Origin of the sequence: Ferriphaselus amnicola, from assembly GCF_000974685.2 — a bacterium.
GTDB lineage: Bacteria > Pseudomonadota > Gammaproteobacteria > Burkholderiales > Gallionellaceae > Ferriphaselus > Ferriphaselus amnicola.
The window spans coordinates 690180-709516 of record NZ_AP018738.1; the positions used below are offsets into that span (position 1 = coordinate 690180).

Annotated in this window: 19 protein-coding genes; all 19 read left to right on the forward strand. The window is 49.7% G+C overall.

The window, feature by feature from the left end; translation table 11 throughout:
• The first annotated feature begins 4 nt into the window (after nucleotides 1-4).
• The 19 genes from nadC to OYT1_RS03360 all read left to right on the forward strand — a co-directional run bounded on the left by nadC (nucleotide 5) and on the right by OYT1_RS03360 (nucleotide 19323).
• Nucleotides 5-865: a carboxylating nicotinate-nucleotide diphosphorylase gene (gene nadC / locus OYT1_RS03270; protein ID WP_062625355.1), complete on the forward strand. Its 861-nt coding sequence runs from the start codon at nucleotides 5-7 to the stop codon at nucleotides 863-865.
• 7 nt (nucleotides 866-872) lie between these two features.
• Entirely contained in the window at nucleotides 873-1688 is an 816-nt protein-coding gene (locus tag OYT1_RS03275) for a class II glutamine amidotransferase (RefSeq protein ID WP_062625354.1), read from the forward strand.
• A gap of 100 nt (nucleotides 1689-1788) precedes the next feature.
• Nucleotides 1789-2856, forward strand: coding sequence for a dTDP-glucose 4,6-dehydratase (gene rfbB / locus OYT1_RS03280; protein ID WP_062625353.1), 1068 nt, complete (start codon nucleotides 1789-1791; stop codon nucleotides 2854-2856).
• Nucleotides 2853-3731 (forward strand): glucose-1-phosphate thymidylyltransferase RfbA, encoded by an 879-nt coding sequence (gene rfbA, locus OYT1_RS03285; protein WP_062625352.1) that lies wholly within the window; start codon nucleotides 2853-2855, stop codon nucleotides 3729-3731. The genes rfbB and rfbA overlap by 4 nt, the downstream gene beginning before the upstream one ends.
• On the forward strand, nucleotides 3728-4276 hold the full coding sequence (gene rfbC, locus OYT1_RS03290; RefSeq protein WP_062625351.1) for a dTDP-4-dehydrorhamnose 3,5-epimerase: 549 nt from the start codon (nucleotides 3728-3730) through the stop codon (nucleotides 4274-4276). The genes rfbA and rfbC overlap by 4 nt, the downstream gene beginning before the upstream one ends.
• Nucleotides 4273-5157, forward strand: a complete 885-nt coding sequence (gene rfbD, locus OYT1_RS03295) for a dTDP-4-dehydrorhamnose reductase (RefSeq protein WP_062625350.1) — start codon at nucleotides 4273-4275, stop codon at nucleotides 5155-5157. The genes rfbC and rfbD overlap by 4 nt, the downstream gene beginning before the upstream one ends.
• A gap of 27 nt (nucleotides 5158-5184) precedes the next feature.
• Nucleotides 5185-6120, forward strand: a complete 936-nt coding sequence (locus OYT1_RS03300; RefSeq protein ID WP_062625349.1) for an NAD-dependent epimerase/dehydratase family protein — start codon at nucleotides 5185-5187, stop codon at nucleotides 6118-6120.
• 175 nt (nucleotides 6121-6295) lie between these two features.
• Nucleotides 6296-8680 (forward strand): SLBB domain-containing protein, encoded by a 2385-nt coding sequence (locus tag OYT1_RS03305; RefSeq protein WP_119283462.1) that lies wholly within the window; start codon nucleotides 6296-6298, stop codon nucleotides 8678-8680.
• A gap of 113 nt (nucleotides 8681-8793) precedes the next feature.
• Nucleotides 8794-9618 carry a GNVR domain-containing protein gene (locus tag OYT1_RS03310; RefSeq protein WP_232013244.1) on the forward strand — a complete coding sequence of 275 codons (825 nt, stop codon included), beginning with the start codon at nucleotides 8794-8796 and terminating at the stop codon, nucleotides 9616-9618.
• Nucleotides 9619-9743: 125 nt separating this feature from the next.
• Nucleotides 9744-10700, forward strand: a complete 957-nt coding sequence (locus OYT1_RS13960; protein WP_062625346.1) for a WxcM-like domain-containing protein — start codon at nucleotides 9744-9746, stop codon at nucleotides 10698-10700.
• Complete coding sequence (locus OYT1_RS03320; protein ID WP_062625345.1) at nucleotides 10697-11794, forward strand: DegT/DnrJ/EryC1/StrS family aminotransferase; 1098 nt, start codon at nucleotides 10697-10699, stop codon at nucleotides 11792-11794. The genes OYT1_RS13960 and OYT1_RS03320 overlap by 4 nt, the downstream gene beginning before the upstream one ends.
• Before the next feature lie 6 nt (nucleotides 11795-11800).
• Nucleotides 11801-13075, forward strand: a complete 1275-nt coding sequence (locus OYT1_RS03325) for an O-antigen translocase (protein ID WP_062625344.1) — start codon at nucleotides 11801-11803, stop codon at nucleotides 13073-13075.
• Nucleotides 13062-13667 carry an acyltransferase gene (locus tag OYT1_RS03330; protein ID WP_062625343.1) on the forward strand — a complete coding sequence of 202 codons (606 nt, stop codon included), beginning with the start codon at nucleotides 13062-13064 and terminating at the stop codon, nucleotides 13665-13667. The genes OYT1_RS03325 and OYT1_RS03330 overlap by 14 nt, the downstream gene beginning before the upstream one ends.
• Nucleotides 13668-13684: 17 nt before the next feature.
• Nucleotides 13685-14623: a glycosyltransferase gene (locus OYT1_RS03335; RefSeq protein WP_172588502.1), complete on the forward strand. Its 939-nt coding sequence runs from the start codon at nucleotides 13685-13687 to the stop codon at nucleotides 14621-14623.
• Nucleotides 14624-14627: 4 nt separating this feature from the next.
• Nucleotides 14628-15983 carry an O-antigen ligase family protein gene (locus tag OYT1_RS03340; protein ID WP_062625341.1) on the forward strand — a complete coding sequence of 452 codons (1356 nt, stop codon included), beginning with the start codon at nucleotides 14628-14630 and terminating at the stop codon, nucleotides 15981-15983.
• On the forward strand, nucleotides 15952-17172 hold the full coding sequence (locus OYT1_RS03345; protein WP_172588503.1) for a glycosyltransferase family 4 protein: 1221 nt from the start codon (nucleotides 15952-15954) through the stop codon (nucleotides 17170-17172). Before OYT1_RS03340 ends, OYT1_RS03345 begins: the two co-directional genes overlap by 32 nt.
• 39 nt (nucleotides 17173-17211) lie before the next feature.
• Nucleotides 17212-17823 (forward strand): serine O-acetyltransferase, encoded by a 612-nt coding sequence (locus tag OYT1_RS13965; protein ID WP_062625339.1) that lies wholly within the window; start codon nucleotides 17212-17214, stop codon nucleotides 17821-17823.
• Nucleotides 17820-18341, forward strand: coding sequence for an acyltransferase (locus OYT1_RS03355; protein ID WP_084611869.1), 522 nt, complete (start codon nucleotides 17820-17822; stop codon nucleotides 18339-18341). Before OYT1_RS13965 ends, OYT1_RS03355 begins: the two co-directional genes overlap by 4 nt.
• Complete coding sequence (locus tag OYT1_RS03360) at nucleotides 18325-19323, forward strand: sulfotransferase family protein (RefSeq protein WP_084611868.1); 999 nt, start codon at nucleotides 18325-18327, stop codon at nucleotides 19321-19323. Before OYT1_RS03355 ends, OYT1_RS03360 begins: the two co-directional genes overlap by 17 nt.
• The last annotated feature ends 14 nt before the right edge of the window (nucleotides 19324-19337 follow it).

Here is a 19337-nt window from a genome sequence, read left to right on the forward strand (position 1 = left end):
CCGTATGCCGAAAGACCTCATGCTGCTCGATCCAACACTTGCTGCACAAATTCAGGCCAATGTTCGTGCCGCAATGGATGAGGACGTTCGTGGCGGTGATCTGACGGCTAGATTGATCCCAGCGCAAGCTGTGGGGTATGCCTCGGTCATTACGCGTGAGGCGGCGGTGCTTTGCGGAGTTGCTTGGTTCGATGCGTGCTTTCAGTTTGTTGATCGTGCGATTGAGATTCACTGGCTTGTTCAGGAAGGTGAGTCTCTATCTGCTGGCCAAACCATTTGCGAGATTCGTGGCTCAGCTCGTTCGTTATTGACGGCTGAGCGCGCGGCCCTCAATTTCTTGCAGACGTTATCAGCCACGGCGACACAGACGCGGCGCTATGTCGATGAGGTGGCGGGTACGCGTGCAAAGATACTCGACACACGCAAGACTCTGCCTGGATTGCGCATTGCGCAGAAATACGCGGTTCGCGTCGGCGGCGGTTGCAATCAGCGCATCGGCCTGTTCGATGGTATTTTAATCAAAGAAAATCACATCCTAGCGGCCGGTGGTATCCAGCAGGCGTTGCTTCAGGCATTCAGTTTGGCATCACCCGGCGTGACGATTCAGGTTGAGGTCGAGACTTTGGATGAGCTTCGCGTAGCTCTAGATGCGGGTGCGCAGTTGATTCTCCTCGATAACTTTGATTTGGCTGGGATGCGAGCTGCGGTCGCCCTCACGAATGGGAGGGCAGAGTTGGAAGCCTCCGGTGGCGTGAGTTTAGCCACCGTGCGAGCCATCGCAGATACGGGGGTCGATCGCATTTCCATCGGGGGATTGACCAAGGATTTGAAGGCGATCGACCTTTCCATGCGATTCAAGGAGTAGGGCGCTGATGTGTCAATTGCTTGGCATGAATTGCAATGTCCCGACGGACATCTGTTTTTCGTTCACTGGCTTTCAAAAGCGTGGCGGGGCAACCGATGTACATGCCGATGGCTGGGGGATAGCCTTCTTCGAAGGGCGAGCCGTCCGCGTGTTCCTTGATCCTCTTCCTTCTGCGCAGTCGCCTATTGCTGAGTTGGTGCGCAATTATCCGATCCGCTCGCTCAATGTCATCGCCCACATCCGCAAGGCGACGCAAGGCGTAGTCACACTAGAAAATACGCATCCCTTTCAGCGTGAGCTGTGGGGGCGCTATTGGATATTCGCTCATAATGGAAACCTGCCCCAGTTTCAGCCGAGACTCGATGGCAGTTTTGTTCCTGTGGGAAATACGGACAGTGAGCGTATCTTCTGCTGGCTACTACAAAGCTTGCGTGAGCGTTTTGGTGCTGTGATGCCGGAGCGAGCAGAGTTATTCGATGCATTGCATCAGTTGAGTGATCCGTTGGCGGCCATGGGTATCTTCAACTATCTGCTTTCAAATGGCGATAGTCTTTTCGCTCATAGCTCCACCGAGTTAAGCTATATCGTGCGCCGAGCACCTTTCAATGTGGCGCATCTGAAAGACGAAGACGTGATGGTGGATTTTAGCGAGGTCACGACTCCGCACGACCGTGTGGCAATCATTGCTACCCAACCCCTGACTGATAATGAGCCGTGGATCATCATGCTGCCGGGGAGTTTGTGGCAATTCTATGAGGGCGAAGTGCTTGCGCAGCGGCTGACCACGGCTAGTCCTGTAAAGTCACTGGGCGTCGATGGATAGCCCTTTCGGAGATCGTTGTCGTTGTGTACCATTCGCCCGCATTTTGGCGGGTGTGATGGTGCAGCAGTAGGCCCGTTTCATAGAACTAACTGGAAAACTGATGAAAAAAATAATCGTAACTGGCGGCGCGGGTTTTATTGGATCAGCGGTAGTGCGGCAACTGATTGGTGAGACCGATCACACGGTGATCAACCTCGACAAGTTGACCTATGCTGGCAACCTGACCTCGCTGGCATCGGTGTCGGACAGCCCACGTTACTGTTTCGAGCAAGTGGATATTTGTGATGCGGCTGAAGTGGCGCGGGTATTCCGCGAGCACCAGCCGGATGCCATCATGCACCTGGCCGCCGAATCGCACGTGGATCGCTCCATCACGGGTCCAGCCGATTTCATCGAGACCAACATCGTCGGCACCTACACCCTGCTGGAAGCCGCACGCAGTTATTGGAATGGACTGGATGGCCTGCGCAAAGCCGCCTTTCGATTCCACCATATCTCCACCGACGAAGTCTATGGCAGCTTGGGCGACGAGGGCTTCTTCACCGAAGACACCGCCTACGAACCCAACTCACCCTATTCCGCCAGCAAAGCCTCCTCGGATCACTTGGTTCGTGCTTGGCATCACACCTATGGCCTCCCCGTCGTCACCACCAACTGCTCCAACAACTACGGCCCTTACCACTTCCCTGAAAAGCTCATCCCGCTGATGATCCTCAATGCCGTCTCTGGCAAACCGCTGCCGATCTATGGCAAAGGCGACAACATCCGCGACTGGCTCTATGTGGACGATCACGCCCGCGCCCTACGCCTTGTGCTCGAACGCGGGAAACTTGGCGAGACCTACAACATCGGCGGTTGGAACGAAAAGACCAACCTAGAAGTGGTGGACACGATCTGTGCCATCCTGGATGAGCTGCATCCCCAAGGCGCACCGCATGCCCGCCTCAAGACCTACGTACAAGACCGCCCTGGTCACGACAAACGCTACGCCATCGACGCCAGCAAGATTGAGCGCGACCTGGGTTGGAAGCCGCAAGAGACCTTCGAGACCGGCCTGCGCAAGACCGTCGAATGGTATCTCTCTAATACTGACTGGGTGAATGGTGTGTTGAGCGGCGATTACCAGAACTGGATCAGTCAGAACTATTCTCAGAGGAGTGAGGCATGAAAGGCATCATCCTAGCCGGCGGTTCCGGCACACGCTTGTATCCCGTGACCCAAGCCGTCTCCAAGCAACTGCTACCCGTGTATGACAAGCCGATGATCTACTACCCGCTGTCAACGCTCATGCTGGCGGGAATTCGGGACATCCTCATCATCTCCACTCCCCAAGACACCCCACGCTTCCAGCAGCTGCTGGGCGACGGCGCTCAATGGGGATTGAATCTTAGCTATGCCGTACAACCCTCACCGGATGGCTTAGCGCAAGCCTTCATCATCGGCGAAGAATTCATCGGCAATGACAGCTGTGCCCTCGTCTTGGGTGACAACATCTTCTACGGCCATGGCTTTGAGAAGAAGCTACAAGCGGCCGCCAGCGGCGTTGACGGTGGCACCGTCTTCGCCTACCACGTGCATGACCCCGAACGTTACGGCGTGGTCGAATTCGACCCACAAGGCCGAGCGATCAGCTTAGAAGAAAAGCCGCTCAAGCCCAAATCCAGTTATGCCGTCACTGGCCTGTACTTTTACGACAACGACATCGTCGAGATCGCCAAATCGATCAAACCCTCCGCGCGCGGAGAGTTGGAAATCACCACCGTCAACCAGATCTACCTTGAACGCGGCAAACTCGACGTACAAGTGATGGGACGTGGCTACGCTTGGCTGGATACCGGCACCCACGAGTCGCTGCTGGAAGCCTCCCTATTCATCGAGACCTTGGAAAAGCGCCAAGGGCTCAAGATCGCCTGCCCCGAAGAGATCGCTTACACCCGGGGCTACATCAATGCCGAACAGCTCAAGAAGCTGATCGTACCGCTAGCTAAAAATGGCTACGGCCAATACCTCAAGCGCATTCTGCGAGAGGACTACTTCCCATGAAGATCGTCGCCACCGCCATTCCCGACCTACTGATCGTCGAGCCGACCGTGTTTGGTGATGCGCGTGGATTCTTCTTTGAGAGCTTCAACCAACAGCGCTTTGCCGAACTGACCGGCATCACCACCCCGTTCGTACAAGACAACCACTCCAAATCTGCCCAGCACGTACTGCGTGGACTGCATTACCAGATTCAACAGCCACAAGGCAAACTGGTGCGCGTGATTGCAGGTGAAGTGCTTGATGTTGCCGTCGATATACGCAAGAACTCAGCCACCTTTGGTCAATCCGTCGCCCTCCGCCTCTCGGCCGAGAACAAGCGCATGCTGTGGATACCGCCGGGCTTTGCTCATGGCTTCGTCGTACTCAGCGCCACCGCCGAATTTCTCTACAAGACCACCGACTACTGGGCGCCGGCATACGAACGCTCCATTCTATGGAACGACCCCGCGCTCAACATCGACTGGCAACTCCACGGCGCGCCCCCCTTGCTGTCAGCCAAAGACCAAGCCGCCAAACTATTGAAGGATGCTGAGGTGTTCGCATGAGAAAGATACTCGTCACCGGTGCCAAAGGCCAAGTTGGCTGGGAACTGGTACGCACGCTCGCCCCCTTAGGTGACGTCGTGGCGGTCGATATGTCCGAATTGAATATCACCGACACCGACGCGGTGCGCAGCTTTGTGCGCGAACTCAAGCCCGCCATCATCGTCAACCCTGCCGCCTATACCGCCGTGGACAAGGCTGAAGCCGAACCGGAACTAGCGATGCAGGTCAATGGCATCGCCCCCGGTGTCTTCGCGGAAGAGGCCAAACGATTGGATGCCTGGCTGGTGCATTACTCCACCGACTACATCTTCGATGGAAGCAAGCCCACAGCTTACGTCGAAGACGATCAGCCCAACCCACAGAGCGTCTATGGCCAGACCAAGCTCGCTGGCGAGCAAGCCATCCGTGCGGTGGGCTGCAAACACCTCATTCTACGCACCAGTTGGGTGTATGGCGCACGCGGCCACAACTTCATGCTCACCATGCTGCGGCTTGGCAACGAGCGAGACGAACTCAAGATCGTCGCCGACCAGTTCGGTGCCCCGACCTGGAGTCGCGGCATCGCCGAAGTCACCGCGCAGATTTTGGCGCAGCTTCATTCGCCCATGATCTCCACAGAGCTGGCGGCAAGCCGATCGGGTACTTACCACCTCACTGCAGCCGGTGAAACTTCGTGGCACGGCTTCGCCGCTGAAGTAGTCCGGCAAGGCCTCCCCGAGCGGCAGGTAACGATGACTCCGATCGCGACCGACCAATATCCGCTACCCGCGCCCCGCCCGGCTAACTCAAGGATGTCGAATCAAAAGCTGCAAAACACCTTCGCCGTGCAAAGCTCGGCATGGGAGGTGGAGTTGGCGATGTGTATCGCTAATGCTGCTTGAGTAGCTTGGCGCGCGCGAGGAGTTAATATGCAGAGAGTTTTGGTATTGGGAGGAAGTGGTTTTCTCGGCTCTTATGTCGTAGATGAGTTATGTTTAGCAGGGCACCATGTTTTGTCGCTTGATCGCTATCCTGAGCGATTTAGACCGTTGCGCGACGAAGTTGAGTTCTATCAAGCGGATTTCGGCAATCGAGGAGAGCTAGAGAAGATTCTCAAGGCGGGGGTTGATGTGGTCGTGCACTTGGTGTCGAGCACCGTTCCTCAGACCTCGAATGAGGATCCGATTTTTGACGTTCAGTCGAATGTCGTGGAATCCATTGCCCTGTTTGAGATGTGTGTTAAATATGCAGTTAAGAAGGTTGTGTTTGTATCCTCGGGTGGAACCGTTTACGGCATCCCTGAGCGGCAGCCGATCCCTGAAAACCACCCGACGCTTCCTCTATGCTCTTATGGCGTGACAAAGTTAACGATTGAGCATTACCTGCACTTGTTCTATGTGTTATATGGCCTAAAGTACAGCATATTGCGACTTTCTAATCCATATGGTGCTAGACAAGATCCGCGTGGCAAGCAAGGTGCCGTCACGGTCTTTATGAACAGAATTCTGAGAAATGAGGAAATTACGGTCTGGGGGGACGGTTCGGTTGTGCGTGACTATATCCATGCATCTGACTTCGCACGAGCCTGTGTGGCTGTGATCGACTCCGAAAAGATCGGTGTTTACAACGTCGGTAGTGGTGTCGGATTGAGCATCAATCAACTGCTGTCGGCATTGCAAGAGGTTACAGGGAAAATTGCGAAAGTGAAGTATCTACCCGGCCGTAATTTTGATGTTCCTGAGTTGTACTTGGACTGTTCGCGTATCGCTGAGGAGCTGGGTTGGGCGGCTCAGGTTGATTTTAACGATGGGCTATTACAAATGAGCGAATGGATGCGTGCGCAATTCGTAGCGGAGCGCTTGTAGACTTGTAGATGTCTTCTGAGTCGATGCATCGGAGCGTGAGAGTTGCTATGGTAAAATGGGCAAAAATTATAGGTGCCTCGTTGCTGTGAGCTGTATGTGCTTAGCTCCGGTGTCATGGGAAGAAGTTGAATTTGGTCGGTTGTTTGTGTGTTGACTAAGGAATGAGATAGAAGTGATGACTAATAAGTTGATTAAAATGAGTGCGGCTGTCTTGATGGCATTGGCTATCGGGACTGGAGCGTTCGCACAGGATTCGGCAGGTTTGGCGGCTATGCTGGGGCAAAAAGGTCAAGCCGGTATGTTTGCGAAAATGGGGCAGCAACAAACCACTTCGACGGGTAACTCTGATGAGCCGATGCCGCAGCCCACTATTTTGCCGCCGCAGCCTGAAGAGAACAGCGCGATTGAGAAGTCATTCAATCATCGTCTAATGACGTCTGGAATGCGTACTTCGGTTGGTCAACTATCTGGAGCTGTGTGGGGTTCAGGAGTGGGCCAAGGAAGCATGAACCAAGGAAGCATGAACCAAGGAAGCATGAACCAAGGAAGCATGAACCAAGGAAGCATGAACCAAGGAAGCATGAACCAAGGAAGCATGAACCAAGGAAGCATGAACCAAGGAAGCATGAACCAAGGAAGCATGAACCAAGGAAGCATGAACCAAGGTGGCTTCAATCCTGAAAATAATGGCTTGTGGAGTGGTGGTGAGTCTGCTGATCGACTCAAGCAATATGGTTATCAACTCTTTTTGAATCCAGCGGCTACCTTATCACCCATGACCGATGTGCCGATTCCTCCCGAGTATGTGCTGGGGCCGGGCGATGAGCTGCGGGTGCAGTATTACGGCAGTCGCAATGACTCGCTGTCCTTGACGGTGGATCGCAATGGCATGGTCAATGTTCCTGATCTCGGGGAGATCGGCTTGACCGGAATTTCCTATAACAGCGCCCGAGCCACCTTGGCGGAGCAGATTAGCAAAAAACTGACGGGAGTGACCGCCTCTATCACTATGGGGCATTTGCGCTCAATGCGCGTTTTTGTCTTGGGTGATGTGCGAAATCCAGGTGCCTATCAGGTGAGTAGTTTGGCCACCTTGTCCTACGCTCTGTTCGCCTCGGGTGGTCCGAGCAAGCGCGGCAGCTTGCGACATGTGCAATTAAAACGAGGCGGCAAAAAAGTTGGCGAAATCGACATGTACGATTTTTTGCTTAAGGGGGATGGTCATAATGACCGCCAATTGTTGCCCGGCGATGTGGTGTTTGTTCCGCCCATTGGTGACGTGGTTGCTGTTGCCGGTGAGGTGACTCGTCCGGGGATTTATGAGTTGAGCCGCGAGCGAGGTCTGCGCGAGTTGCTTGAATTGGCGGGACGCCCCTTGCATACCGCCGACAAAGCTCGGTTCGAAATTGATCGGTTAGAAAATGGCGGTAGTCGTCAAAAAATCAACCTAGATATGGGGTTGAATGGCAAAGCCGTACCCATTCAGGCGGGTGATCTAGTTCTGTTGCATGCGAATGCAGAGGATCCGGGGCCTTATGTCGATCTTACGGGAGCGGTCAAGCGCCCCGGGCGCTACGGTTTTAAACCGGGGATGATGTTACGGGATTTGATTGCATCTAAAGACAGTCTGCTGCCGGAGAGTTACCTGAAGCGAGTTGAAGTTACTCATCATACTGTGGTGGATGGCGAAATTCGCGAGACATCTCGTGATGAGCATGATTTAGAGAAGCTTCTGATGGGCGTTGCTGAGGCTGATGTTTCATTGCGAGTCTATGACGAGGTGTTGGTGCGCACGATTGCCAACTGGGGTGAGTCGCAAAAGGTCACGCTAAGTGGAGAAGTGCGGTTCCCTGGTGTCTATACAGTAGCTAAGGGGGATCGCTTATCATCGCTTATTGCGCGTGCCGGTGGCTTGAGTTCGGATGCCTATTTGCCAGCGATGGTCTTGACGCGAGAGTCTGTTCGCAAGCAACAGGCTGAAGATAATAAGCGCCTAGCTGGGCAGATCCGTAGGCAGCTCAATCAACTGGGAGCTGATCTCGCTAAGCTTAATGACGCTGATTTGATTAAGGCAAAGAAAGAAACAATCGATCAAACAAGTAGATTCTTGGCTGAACTTGAGTCCTCTGAGCCTGTGGGAAGACTGCTGATTGAGTTTCCCGAAGGGATGACGCAAATTGCGGGTGGTGCTGATGTTGTGCTGCATGATGGTGACAAAATACAAATCCCAGAAACTCCTGCTGAAGTCATCGTCATGGGGCAGGTTTATAACCCTGCTGCACTTTCGTTTGATACCAAGCTTAAGCGTGATGATTATATTGAGATGGCGGGAGGAGTTACCGAGGCTGCCAAAGAAGACACCATATTCTTAGTTCGCGCTAGCGGAGTGGTTGTTGCTGGGAAAAAGGTCAAGGGAGCACCAATTAAGCCCGGTGATGCCATCGTAGTGCCGCAGGATATTAATCGTGTCAATGTACTGGATGGTGCTATCGCATGGTCTAAAGTGCTGATGCAGAGTGGTGTCAGTATAGCTACATTAAGGATTATGGGAGTACTCTAGTGACTCGAAATATTGAAACTACTCTGAGAGAGTCTAGAGTGAGCGTTGTGGCTGACGGGGACGACGAGATTGATTTGCTCGCCCTTTGGGCTGTAATCTGGAGGCGGCGAGTGATGATTATTGGTGCGACTCTCATGTCTGGGATTCTGGCTGCAGGTATTTCGTTAATGATGCCTAATATCTATCGAGCTGAGATTCTGATTGCGCCGGCTTCAGATGCTGATTCGGGGAAGAGTGCCGCCTCGTCTGCGCTTTCGCAATTTGGTGGGTTGGCATCATTGGCAGGAATATCCATCGGCAATTCATCCTCAGTAGAGGAGAATCTCGCGGTATTGAACTCGAGGACGTTCTTGTGGAAATTCATTCAAGATAACGAATTGATGCCAATTTTGTATGTGGATGAGTGGGATTCGGTGCGAAAGGGGTGGAAAAATACAAATTCAAGGGAGCAGCCAAGCTTATGGGACGCATTTCGCTTACTTACAAAGGATGGGGTGTTGGGGGTTGATAGGGGTAAGAAAGATGATTTGATTACTGTCTCTGTCGAGTGGGGAAATCCAGAGGTGGCATCGAAATTAGCAAATACTCTAATTGTTCAATTGAATGAGTATCTGCGTCAGCGTGCGGTTCAAAGTAGCCAACGCAACTTACAATATTTGAACGAAGCTCTGGGGAAAACACAAGTTCAGGAAGTGAGGCAATCGCTTTTTGAGCTGATTTCAAAGGAACAAAAAAAGGCTATGCTAGCAAGTGCTGATGGTGAGTTTGCCTTTAAAGTGCTGGATGCATCCTCAACGCCAGATCAGAAAGTGAAACCTAAGCGAGCTTTAATTGTGCTGTTGGCTTCACTGCTGGGATGCTTTATTGCTGTTCTTCTGGCTGTTATAAGTGACGGTGTTCGATCAGTAAATAGGAAGGCATGTGAGCCTTATGGTTAGGAGGCTTAGTTGGAGTTCGCTCTCCTCTGAGAAGCGCACTCTTCCTTTGTGTGCTTTTTGGTAACTCAGCTTAAGAGGGGTATTCCGAGATTGTCTAAATTTCAAAGGTTCTTTGTAGAGTCATTATGGTGAATAATTTCATACATACGCAGGCAGACGTTAAGTCGCCTAATATAGGTGATGGGACGCGAATCTGGCAATTTTGCGTAGTTTTTGTAGGTGCTCGCATTGGTGGGAACTGTAACATCTGTGCAAATGTTCTTATTGAAAATGATGTGATTATTGGCGACAACGTAACGATCAAAAGTGGTGTGCAACTATGGGATGGTGTGCGCATTGAGGACAATGTTTTCATAGGGCCGAATGCAACCTTCACTAATGACTTGATGCCACGCTCTAAAGTCTATCCAGATCAATTTTTAAAAACGGTGATTAAGGCAGGCGCATCAATTGGTGCTAATGCAACCATATTGCCAGGGGTCATTGTGGCGGAAGGTGCGTTGGTGGGGGCTGGGGCCGTGGTGACCAGATCAGTACCACCCAATGCCATTGTTGTTGGTAATCCGGCGCGAATTATTGGATACAGCAATACCAAGGATAGCATATCTGAAACACTGCAAACGCCATGCGCCATGCGTAAACCGCCTTACGCTGACGAGACTTCGGTAAATGGAGTAACCGTACATAGGCTCCCGCTTATTCCAGATTTGCGTGGTAGTTTAACTGTTGGGGAGTTTGAGAAGCACATTCCCTTCGCTCCGAAGCGTTACTTCATGGTGTTCGACGTGCCCAGTAAGGAAACCCGCGGAGAGCACGCGCATTTCGCTTGCCATCAGTTCCTGATTTGTGTTCGAGGAAGCTGCAGCGTATTAGCCGATGATGGTAATAATAGGACTGAGATTACTTTGGACTCTTCAGATAAGGGTATATATCTGCCACCGATGACGTGGGGCGTTCAATACAAATACACTGATGATGCCGTTCTCTTGGTTTTTGCATCACATCACTATGATGCTAAAGACTACATTCGCAATTACGTAGACTTTATCAATATCGTGAAAGAGAAGAGCTTGGCAAAATGACAATCTCATTCCTAGATTTAAAAGCAACCTACACCGAACTTCAGCCTGAATTAGATGCCGCTATCAAGCGAGTTCTTAATTCGGGCTGGTATGTCTTGGGTGGTGAGGTTGAAGCATTCGAGCATGAGTACGCTAACTACTGCGAATCTAAATATTGCGTAAGCGTTGCCAACGGTCTAGATGCCCTGCACCTTGCTTTATTAGCTCTTGGTGTTGGTGTCGGTGATGAAGTCATTGTACCCAGCAACACCTACATTGCCACATGGCTGGCAGTGAGCCAGTGTGGCGCAACTCCTATTCCAGTTGAGCCAGATGCCGCTACTTACAACATAGACCCTGCATGCATTGAGGCAGCTCTGACACCTCGTACCAAAGTCGTTTTGCCTGTTCATCTGTATGGTCAGCCTTGCGACATGGATGCCATTCTGGCTGTTGCCCGCAAGCATGGCTTGAAAGTGTTGGAGGATGGTGCGCAAGCGCACGGTGCGAAGTACAAAGGCAAGCGTCTAGGAGCACATGGCGACATCGTGGCGTGGAGTTTTTATCCTGGCAAGAATCTAGGCGCATTTGGTGATGGCGGAGCAATCACCACAGATGATGCAGAGTTGGCGGAGCGTATTCGAGTACTACGCAACTATGGTTCACGTTTTAAATACGTGAACGATGTCCGAGGCTTTAATAGCCGTCTTGACCCTATCCAAGCTGCAGTCATGCGCGTTAAGCTCAAGGTGTTGGATGAGTGGAATTTGCGCCGCGCTGCAATTGCAAATCGTTACAAAAAAGAGTTGAGCAGTCTTGGGCTAACCATTCCCTTCGTGCCGCAATGGGCCGAGCCTGCATGGCACTTATTTGTCATTCAACATCCACAGCGTGATGCTTTGCAAAAGGCATTGGGTGAGGCAGGGATTGGGACATTGATTCACTACCCTATTCCGCCACATCTCCAACAAGCATATGCAGATGCAGGTTACGTTAATGGTCAGTTCCCGCTGGCTGAACAATTTGCTAACCACTGCTTGAGCTTGCCGATTGGGCCGCACTTGGATGAGGCTAGTGCATCGGCAGTCATTGCTGCCTGCAACAAGCTCGCGTAGTTGTTCATGAGCCTTGTTAAAACCAGCCTGCTCAACGGTATTTCCGTCATTGTCAAAGTTGCAAGTGCGCTGGTACTCAACAAAATCTTGGCGGTTTATGTTGGGCCAGCGGGGTACGCTATTATTGGTCAGTTTCAGAACGCGGTTTCCATCGCTGTTAGCTTGGCGGGGGGGTTGTTTGGGGCAGGGGTCACCAAATCCACAGCGCAAAATTTTGATGACGAAGCCAAACAGCGTCGTATTTGGCAAACCGCTATTCGTTTTTCACTGTTGGTTTCATTAGTGGCTGGTCTTGTTCTGCTTCTTTTGGGTAACCACCTATCTGAATGGTTGTTGCACCGTGCTGAGATGTCGAGTGTCTTTGTGTGGCTTGCTTTATCATTGCCTGCGATGGCTGCGAACACTTTGCTACTTGCTATTGTCAACGGAAAAAAAGAAGTTCACATCTATGTTGCTGCCAATATCATCGGCAGCTTGTTGGTCATGTCACTCACCGGTATTCTTGCATATAAATTCGGCTTGTATGGTGTGCTCGTCGCTTTTACCATAAACCCAGCGGTCGTGTTGCTTTCAACGACCTTGATGATTTCCAAGCGTGATTGGTTTAAAACGCAATTTCTCTGGGGCAAAATGGACCGCTCCGCGCTGCACGAGCTATCGGGCTTCGGCCTAATGGGTATCACCTCTGCAATTGCTATGCCTCTCACCTTTATGTTTATTCGTGATCATTTAGTAAGCCAATTAGGGATGGAGGCTGCTGGCTACTGGCAAGCCTCATGGAAAATCAGCGAGATTTACCTTATGCTGGTGACAACTACACTCTCCGTATATTACTTACCGCGATTGGCAGAGATACGTAGCTCCACCGAACTTAAAGCTGAGATTTTTAAAGTTTATCGATTTATCTTGCCCCTCGTTATTGTGGGTGCAGTGAGCATGTTTTTCTTGCGTGACTTTATTATTCAGAGCTTATTCACGCAAGAGTTCTTACCCATGCGCGACCTTTTTCCGTGGCAATTAACGGGTGATGTGATCAAAATTGGATCGTGGATCGTAGGCTACATATTGGTTGGGCGTGGGCTCGTTAAATATTTTGTATTTACCGAAATTTTCTTCTCGATTTCCCTAGTTATATTGAGCTGGCTTTTTGTTGGTATGTATGGCTTGAAAGGTGTGCCGATGGCGTATGTGCTTACTTATCTTATTCATTGGCTTGCGATGGTATACATTGGCATTAAGGAAATGCACAAGATGGGGGGGGCGAGTCATGCCGCATCTTAAGGTTGCGACATTTAAGCGCCTTCTTCGTTTTGTTGGGCGGCTTTCTATGAGGATTATTCAGAAAATACGAATAATCAAATATATACTGCTATCTGATGTTACTGTTGTCGAGAGCATCGCGAATGTTCGTCAGCCAATTCTGATGACAGGAAACGGTAAAATTAAATTAGGTAGATGTAGTCTTGGTTTTTGGCCATCCCCCTTTTATTTGAGTGGATACATCCATATGGATGCACGTGAGTCTTCAGCAGTAATTGAGATAGAGAGTGGTGTAAGGATCAACAACAATGCAGTGCTTATTGCCGAGCGAACGACCATTTTCATTGGCGAAAACACTTTGATTGGGCCGGAATTTAGCGCGGCAGATTCGGACTTCCACGACCTGCACCCTGCTAGGCGTGTTGCAGGTACTCACGAATGTAAACCGATTAAGATCGGACGCAATGTATTTATTGGCTCACGAGTTATGGTGTTGAAAGGTGTCACTATCGGCGATGATGCTGTCATTGCGGCTGGTGCCGTTGTTGCTAGCGACATCCCCGCTAGAGCAGTTGCTGGTGGCGTTCCTGCCAAAGTAATTAGCACTTTATAAATTGAGGACTTATTGAATTGAGTGCACAAGAAAAACCTTTGGTCACTTTTGGTTTAATCGCCTATCAGCAAGAGAAATTTATCCGCGAAGCAATTGTAGGTGCATTTGCGCAAACCTATTCACCGCTGCAAATTATTCTGTCGGACGATGGTTCGCCAGATAAGACATTTAAAATCATGCAGGAGATGGCAAGCCAATACCAAGGCCCTCATCAGATAGTGCTCAATTGCAACAAACCTAATCTAGGTATTGGCGGGCATATCAATCAGGTGATGAGTTTAGCAAGTGGGGAGTTCGTTGTGATTGCGGCGGGTGATGATATTTCGCAGGCTGAAAGGACCGATGTGCTAGTTAGAAAGTGGATGGAGATGGGGCGGGGAGCCCTTTCGATCCATACCACAGTACGGCAAATTGATGAATCTGGCCGCGATTTAGGTATTAGAAAGCCAGCGTTAAAAAGCGATGGGTTCTTGCCGGAAGGTATTATTGGTGCATCTCATGGGTGGTCCACGAAACTGTTTGAGCTATTTGGTAAGCTAGAACCTGAGTTGATGATTGAGGATCAGGCAATTGGGTTTAGGGCCTTGATTTCTGATGGTCTATATTTTATTGATCAACCATTGGTTGAATATCGCATAGGTGGCTTTTCAGCCTCATCTCCGACAAAGAAAGATGATTGCAAAAATAGGCGTTGGTATAGATGGATTGTGTTGACTCGGCAGCATTTGCTGGATGTAAATAAGCCGCCAGTCGCCGATCTTACATTGAGTAAAAGACTGGAAGTGAGGATTAAAGACTACGAGTTATTGCAGGAGCTGGCGTGTACTAAATACCCATTACTCTTGTTGTGGGTAAACCGAGCATCGGTAACCTTATTTTTGATTAAGCGGTCCCTGAACTATGTTTTTCCACGAATATTCCGGATCACTCAAGCAGTTCGTTGGCATTTCAAATAACTCAATGATCATTGACTCCATCGGCCTGAAAATTGCTCGGATTATTCTTTGGTTGATGATGCCGGCGTTACTCATCGATGCCCTGAATGGTTGGCTGATTCGAGAGGTGCCGAGTGCGGTAAGTATCTCGCAGTTATATCGTATTTCCGTTATGAGCTTGATTTTTATTTGGCTTGCTCGCCATTCACGTGATGGCTGGTTGATTTTATCCGGTGGTTTTTTCATTCTTCTAGCATGTGTGTCCTACCATTCTTTCTTTTACAGTCAGAATTCTTGGCTCGTTCTCGATTTGCATTTCCAATTGCGGTTGATGTTGCACTTTATTTTTTTTATTTTCTTAAAAACATACATCAATATTATTGCAAAGCATGAGATGCGTAGGACGCGTTTCAATAGTTACGTACACTCCTTGTTCTGGTTTTCTTATGTAGTGATCGCCGCGAATATTGTTGCGGGGGTTATGGGTGTCGGCTACTCAACTGTTGCACAATTCGCAGGTAAGGAAGAGGACGCTTTTGGTGGACTCGGTTTCTTTAAGGCTGGCAATGATGTGGGTTCAACTTTTGTTGTGATTGCTGGAGTGGCCATGTTCTGGACTTGGACTCGGAGCAAGAAAATTGGCAAGTATATTTTCTTGGGGGTGGTCTCATTATTGCTGGCGGTACTATTGCAGACCAAGACTGTTATAGCAGGAATACTCATTATGTGGACTGCTATACCCTTGGTGTGCTCTGGTTTGGTGCTCCCTAATTTGAGGGTCAGAAAAAAGCCACTCATGATAGTGCTGCTCGTATTAACCGCCCTTATTTCTTTGTTGTCGTGGCTGGTGTCGGCAGAAATGGGCATTGTTAAGAAATTCCTCTATTTCTATTCGCAGCAAGGGCTCTTGTTTGCGGTGTTGACTGGGCGGGATTATTTTGCTGGCATGGCCATTCAGTTGATAACCTCTAGTTACAGTTTGGGTGATTTACTATTTGGACGGGGCTGGTCCCTTTACTTACAGGGGATGGCTAACTTGTATGATGGTAGAGAGAAGTTAGTCGAAATCGATTACTTTGATGTATTCATGATTGACGGCCTCGTTGGTTTGATACTGCAAGGGGCTTTTTGGTTGTTTTATCTTGCTCAGGCGTATATTGGCTCTCGCCACTCATCAGTTGCTAGGTCTGTATTGTTTATTGACCTCTTGCTGCTAGGCATTGCTGGAACTGCGGGGCATGTGTTGTATTCAACACTTAATAGTATGTTTATTGCATTATTAAACACTTTGCCGTTGCTAGAGCGGGCAATGGTCGCCGGTCAGACGAGTGTACCCAATGTGGAGATTGATGATGCGACCATCTGTCCTTCAGGTAAATAACTTTCACTATGTAAGAGGAGGGTCAGATAAGTATTTTTTTGATTTGACAAGACTCTTGCTTGAGCGCGGGCATGCAACTAAGACATTTGCCAGTCAGCATGATCAGGATATTCTGAACGGTTGGAAGGTCGGCGACCTTCCGCATGGTGTGAATACCAGTGAAGCTGGGGGCATACAAAATCTTGTACATTTTTTGTATTCCATCGAGGCAAGAAGAAAATTAGAGGCTGGGTTAAGCAGTTTCGCACCAGACATAGCGCATCTGCATATCTACTATGGGCAACTGACCAGCAGCGTCTTGTCGCCATTGCACAAGCGTGGCATTCCTGTGGTGCAAACCTTACATGAATACAAAACGGTGTGTGCGACGCACGGGCTGTATTCGCAAGGGCGATTCTGTGATCGTTGCCATGGACATGCGTATTGGCATGCGGTGATCGAGCAGTGTAACCGAGGTAGTGTGCCGCGCTCTGCGCTGTCTGCGATCGAAGGCTATCTTGCAACAGCTATGGGCGATAAATCAAAAGTAGATCGGTTTATCGCAGTCAGTGAATATCAGCGCGACCAATTGGTTCGTCTTGGGATGCCATCCGAAAAGTTGAGTGTGGTTCACCACTTTACGCAACCTATTGCTGTGCCGCCAAGCGTAGTGGGCGATTATTTTCTGTATGTAGGACGCATGGTGAAGGAGAAGGGGGTGCCGGTTCTGCTTCGTGCATACGCATCCCTTGCGCAGCCTCGGCCTAAATTGGTTTTGGTTGGTGAAGGTATTGACACTGGTCTATTCAAGCACGAGGTGGAGCAGGCGGGACTGAAAAATGATGTGGTATTTACGGGGCATCAAGAAGGACTAGGCTTGACTGAGCTATATCGAAACTGTCTGTGCGTCATTAATCCATCTTTGTTGAATGAGACCTTTGGTCTTACGGCATTGGAAGCGCAAGCCATGGGGAGGCCGGTGATCGCATCGCGAATCGGGGCTTTGCCGGAGGTGGTTAGAGACAATGAAACAGGCATGTTGGTAGAGCCGGGTTCAGATGAGGCGCTTGCCACAGCAATGGAATCCATGCGTTGTAATTCTGTAGGTATAGTGCAAATGGGGCTGGCAGGCTGGACTTCTGTTAAACAAAATTTTAGCAAGGCAGCACACTACGAGAAGATTAACGCGATTTATCATGAGTTGCTTTAAAATTTCTGTCGCCAAATTAACGATGAGAATGGATTGCAGATGGCATTAAAGGAATGGCTCGCAGTGGTGGGTGAAGATATAAATGTCTTTCGGCTCACTCATCCTCAATGCGGGATTTTCAAGTATTTATATTATCCTGATTTTCGGGCGGTGATGATTTATCGACTGAGTCAACTATTCTTTAACTGGCGTATTACGCGACCGTTGGCTTATTTGTGCACCATGCTCAACGATTTGATAACGGGGGTGTGGATAGGCCCAAGGGTGGTCGCCGGGCCAGGATTGTCGTTGGGGCATCCACGTGGCTTGGTGGTGAACCCTGATACCCGCATAGGCCACCATTGCTCAATTTTGCAGCGTGTCACCATAGGTGGGCCCAATGTAGTGATCGGTGATTACGTCTCGATCAATGGCGGTGCGGCCGTTATCAGCAATGTGCGTGGGAGAGGATGTTTGACAGTCGGCAATCATGTGATTATTGGTGCTGGGGCGGTAGTGCTTAACGATGTGCCAGATTGCAGTGTGGTTGTGGGTGTCCCCGGGCGAGTGGTTAAAACTATCACTCCAGACGATAACTGGTTTGCCTTTACATTACGTTATTTGTCTAAAAAAAATGAAGTTGGCAATAATGTGATTGAGGATACTAAATGACAGATGATGCTAACGAAGGCAGCAATCAGCGGCGACGATCAACACGACGTTTGATGGGGAAGTTATTTCAGCTTATGAGCAGACATCTTCCTATGTCTGCCAAATGGCGAGTTCGATTACAGATGTGGCATGGTGTTAGATTTACCGATCCAGCCCACGTTTTTCTAGGTGAAGATGTTTTCTTTGATGATATTCATCCGGAGAAAGTATCAGTTGGAAAATTTGTCCGAATAACTGCGGGTGTTAGGGTATTAACTCATTTTATTGATGCTCAATTTATCCCAGAGCCTAACCGCCCGTTTCGAATGTATACCGGTGATGTGGTAATCGGGGATTATGTTTTTATCGGGATGAATACAGTTATTGCTAAACCTGTAGTTATTGGTGACTGGGCAATTATTGGTGCTAATACCGTGGTGACAAAAGATGTTCCAGCGGGGGCGATTTTGGTTGGTGCGCCAGCCCGAATAATCGGTTACCGAAAACTCACTAAGGATAGTGATGGTTGCACAGATTGATTCGACATATATTATGGCACGACCTACCAAGTTATATAGTCGCCTGTTGAGTTATGCCTTGTTTGAGGGAAGGCCGCTGACCACCAAGGGACGCTGGATCAACCCTTTGGTGTTTGCTTTGTTTGGTTTGGCAAAACATCTTCCTGTGTTGAGGAAAGTGCGCGAGCCAGTATTTATTTTGGGTACTGGGCGTAGCGGTACGACGATATTGGGCATTGTGCTTTCGATGCATCATGATGTGGCGTTCCTTAACGAACCCAAAGCGATTTGGCACGCTATCTATTCGGGCGAAGATTTGATCGGTAACTATACGCAAGAAGCTGCGCACTATCGTTTGGGTGCGGCGGATGCTACAGATATAAGGCTCAAGTGGATTCAACGGATTTATGGTATTTATCTTGCAGTTACCTTCAGTAGACGTTTGGTGGACAAATATCCAGAGTTGATATTTAGGGTGCCATTTGTTCGTGCACTTTTCCCCGATGCTAAATTTCTATTTTTGATGCGCAATGGTTTTGATACTTGTCACTCAATTGAGAGTTGGTCGGGCCGCCTAGGTGATCAGGTAAATGGTGAGGTGCATGATTGGTGGGGTGTGAATCAGCGCAAGTGGAAGTTGTTGGTCGAGCAGATAGTTCCTGCGCATCCTGATTTGGCTCCGCATCAGGCTGAGATTGCGCGTTTTACTAAGCAAACGGATATGGCAGCTGTGGAGTGGATCGTGACCATGCGCGAAGGTCTGGCGTTGATGGAGAGTGATCCCTCCGCAGTGATGGGGGTGAGATTCGAGGATTTGAGCGGAGAGCCTGAATCGACTCTTGGTAAGTTGTGCGAGTTCTTGAATCTACCCAAGGACAAAGTATTTCTCGGCTATGGAATAAAAACGTTACATCCAGTACGTGAGGTTAAGCCGTTTACTTTGCATCCTTTAATTGTTAATGCTTTCAATGAAACGATGCGCAAGCTAAATTATGTTCAGTAGGACTGCGTTTAGCT

Bases quoted from the DNA above. Each gene is read 5' to 3' on its own strand.
- OYT1_RS03360 (WP_084611868.1), top strand. From the start codon at position 18,325: ATGGTTGCACAGATTGATTCGACATATATTATGGCACGACCTACCAAG.
- OYT1_RS03310 (WP_232013244.1), top strand. From the start codon at position 8,794: ATGATTATTGGTGCGACTCTCATGTCTGGGATTCTGGCTGCAGGTATT.
- OYT1_RS03275 (WP_062625354.1), top strand. From the start codon at position 873: ATGTGTCAATTGCTTGGCATGAATTGCAATGTCCCGACGGACATCTGT.
- OYT1_RS03355 (WP_084611869.1), top strand. From the start codon at position 17,820: ATGACAGATGATGCTAACGAAGGCAGCAATCAGCGGCGACGATCAACA.
- OYT1_RS03300 (WP_062625349.1), top strand. From the start codon at position 5,185: ATGCAGAGAGTTTTGGTATTGGGAGGAAGTGGTTTTCTCGGCTCTTAT.
- OYT1_RS03305 (WP_119283462.1), top strand. From the start codon at position 6,296: ATGACTAATAAGTTGATTAAAATGAGTGCGGCTGTCTTGATGGCATTG.
- rfbD (WP_062625350.1), top strand. From the start codon at position 4,273: ATGAGAAAGATACTCGTCACCGGTGCCAAAGGCCAAGTTGGCTGGGAA.
- OYT1_RS03330 (WP_062625343.1), top strand. From the start codon at position 13,062: ATGCCGCATCTTAAGGTTGCGACATTTAAGCGCCTTCTTCGTTTTGTT.
- OYT1_RS03340 (WP_062625341.1), top strand. From the start codon at position 14,628: ATGATCATTGACTCCATCGGCCTGAAAATTGCTCGGATTATTCTTTGG.
- OYT1_RS13965 (WP_062625339.1), top strand. From the start codon at position 17,212: ATGGCATTAAAGGAATGGCTCGCAGTGGTGGGTGAAGATATAAATGTC.
- OYT1_RS13960 (WP_062625346.1), top strand. From the start codon at position 9,744: ATGGTGAATAATTTCATACATACGCAGGCAGACGTTAAGTCGCCTAAT.
- OYT1_RS03320 (WP_062625345.1), top strand. From the start codon at position 10,697: ATGACAATCTCATTCCTAGATTTAAAAGCAACCTACACCGAACTTCAG.
- nadC (WP_062625355.1), top strand. From the start codon at position 5: ATGCCGAAAGACCTCATGCTGCTCGATCCAACACTTGCTGCACAAATT.
- rfbB (WP_062625353.1), top strand. From the start codon at position 1,789: ATGAAAAAAATAATCGTAACTGGCGGCGCGGGTTTTATTGGATCAGCG.
- rfbC (WP_062625351.1), top strand. From the start codon at position 3,728: ATGAAGATCGTCGCCACCGCCATTCCCGACCTACTGATCGTCGAGCCG.
- OYT1_RS03325 (WP_062625344.1), top strand. From the start codon at position 11,801: ATGAGCCTTGTTAAAACCAGCCTGCTCAACGGTATTTCCGTCATTGTC.
- OYT1_RS03345 (WP_172588503.1), top strand. From the start codon at position 15,952: ATGATGCGACCATCTGTCCTTCAGGTAAATAACTTTCACTATGTAAGA.
- rfbA (WP_062625352.1), top strand. From the start codon at position 2,853: ATGAAAGGCATCATCCTAGCCGGCGGTTCCGGCACACGCTTGTATCCC.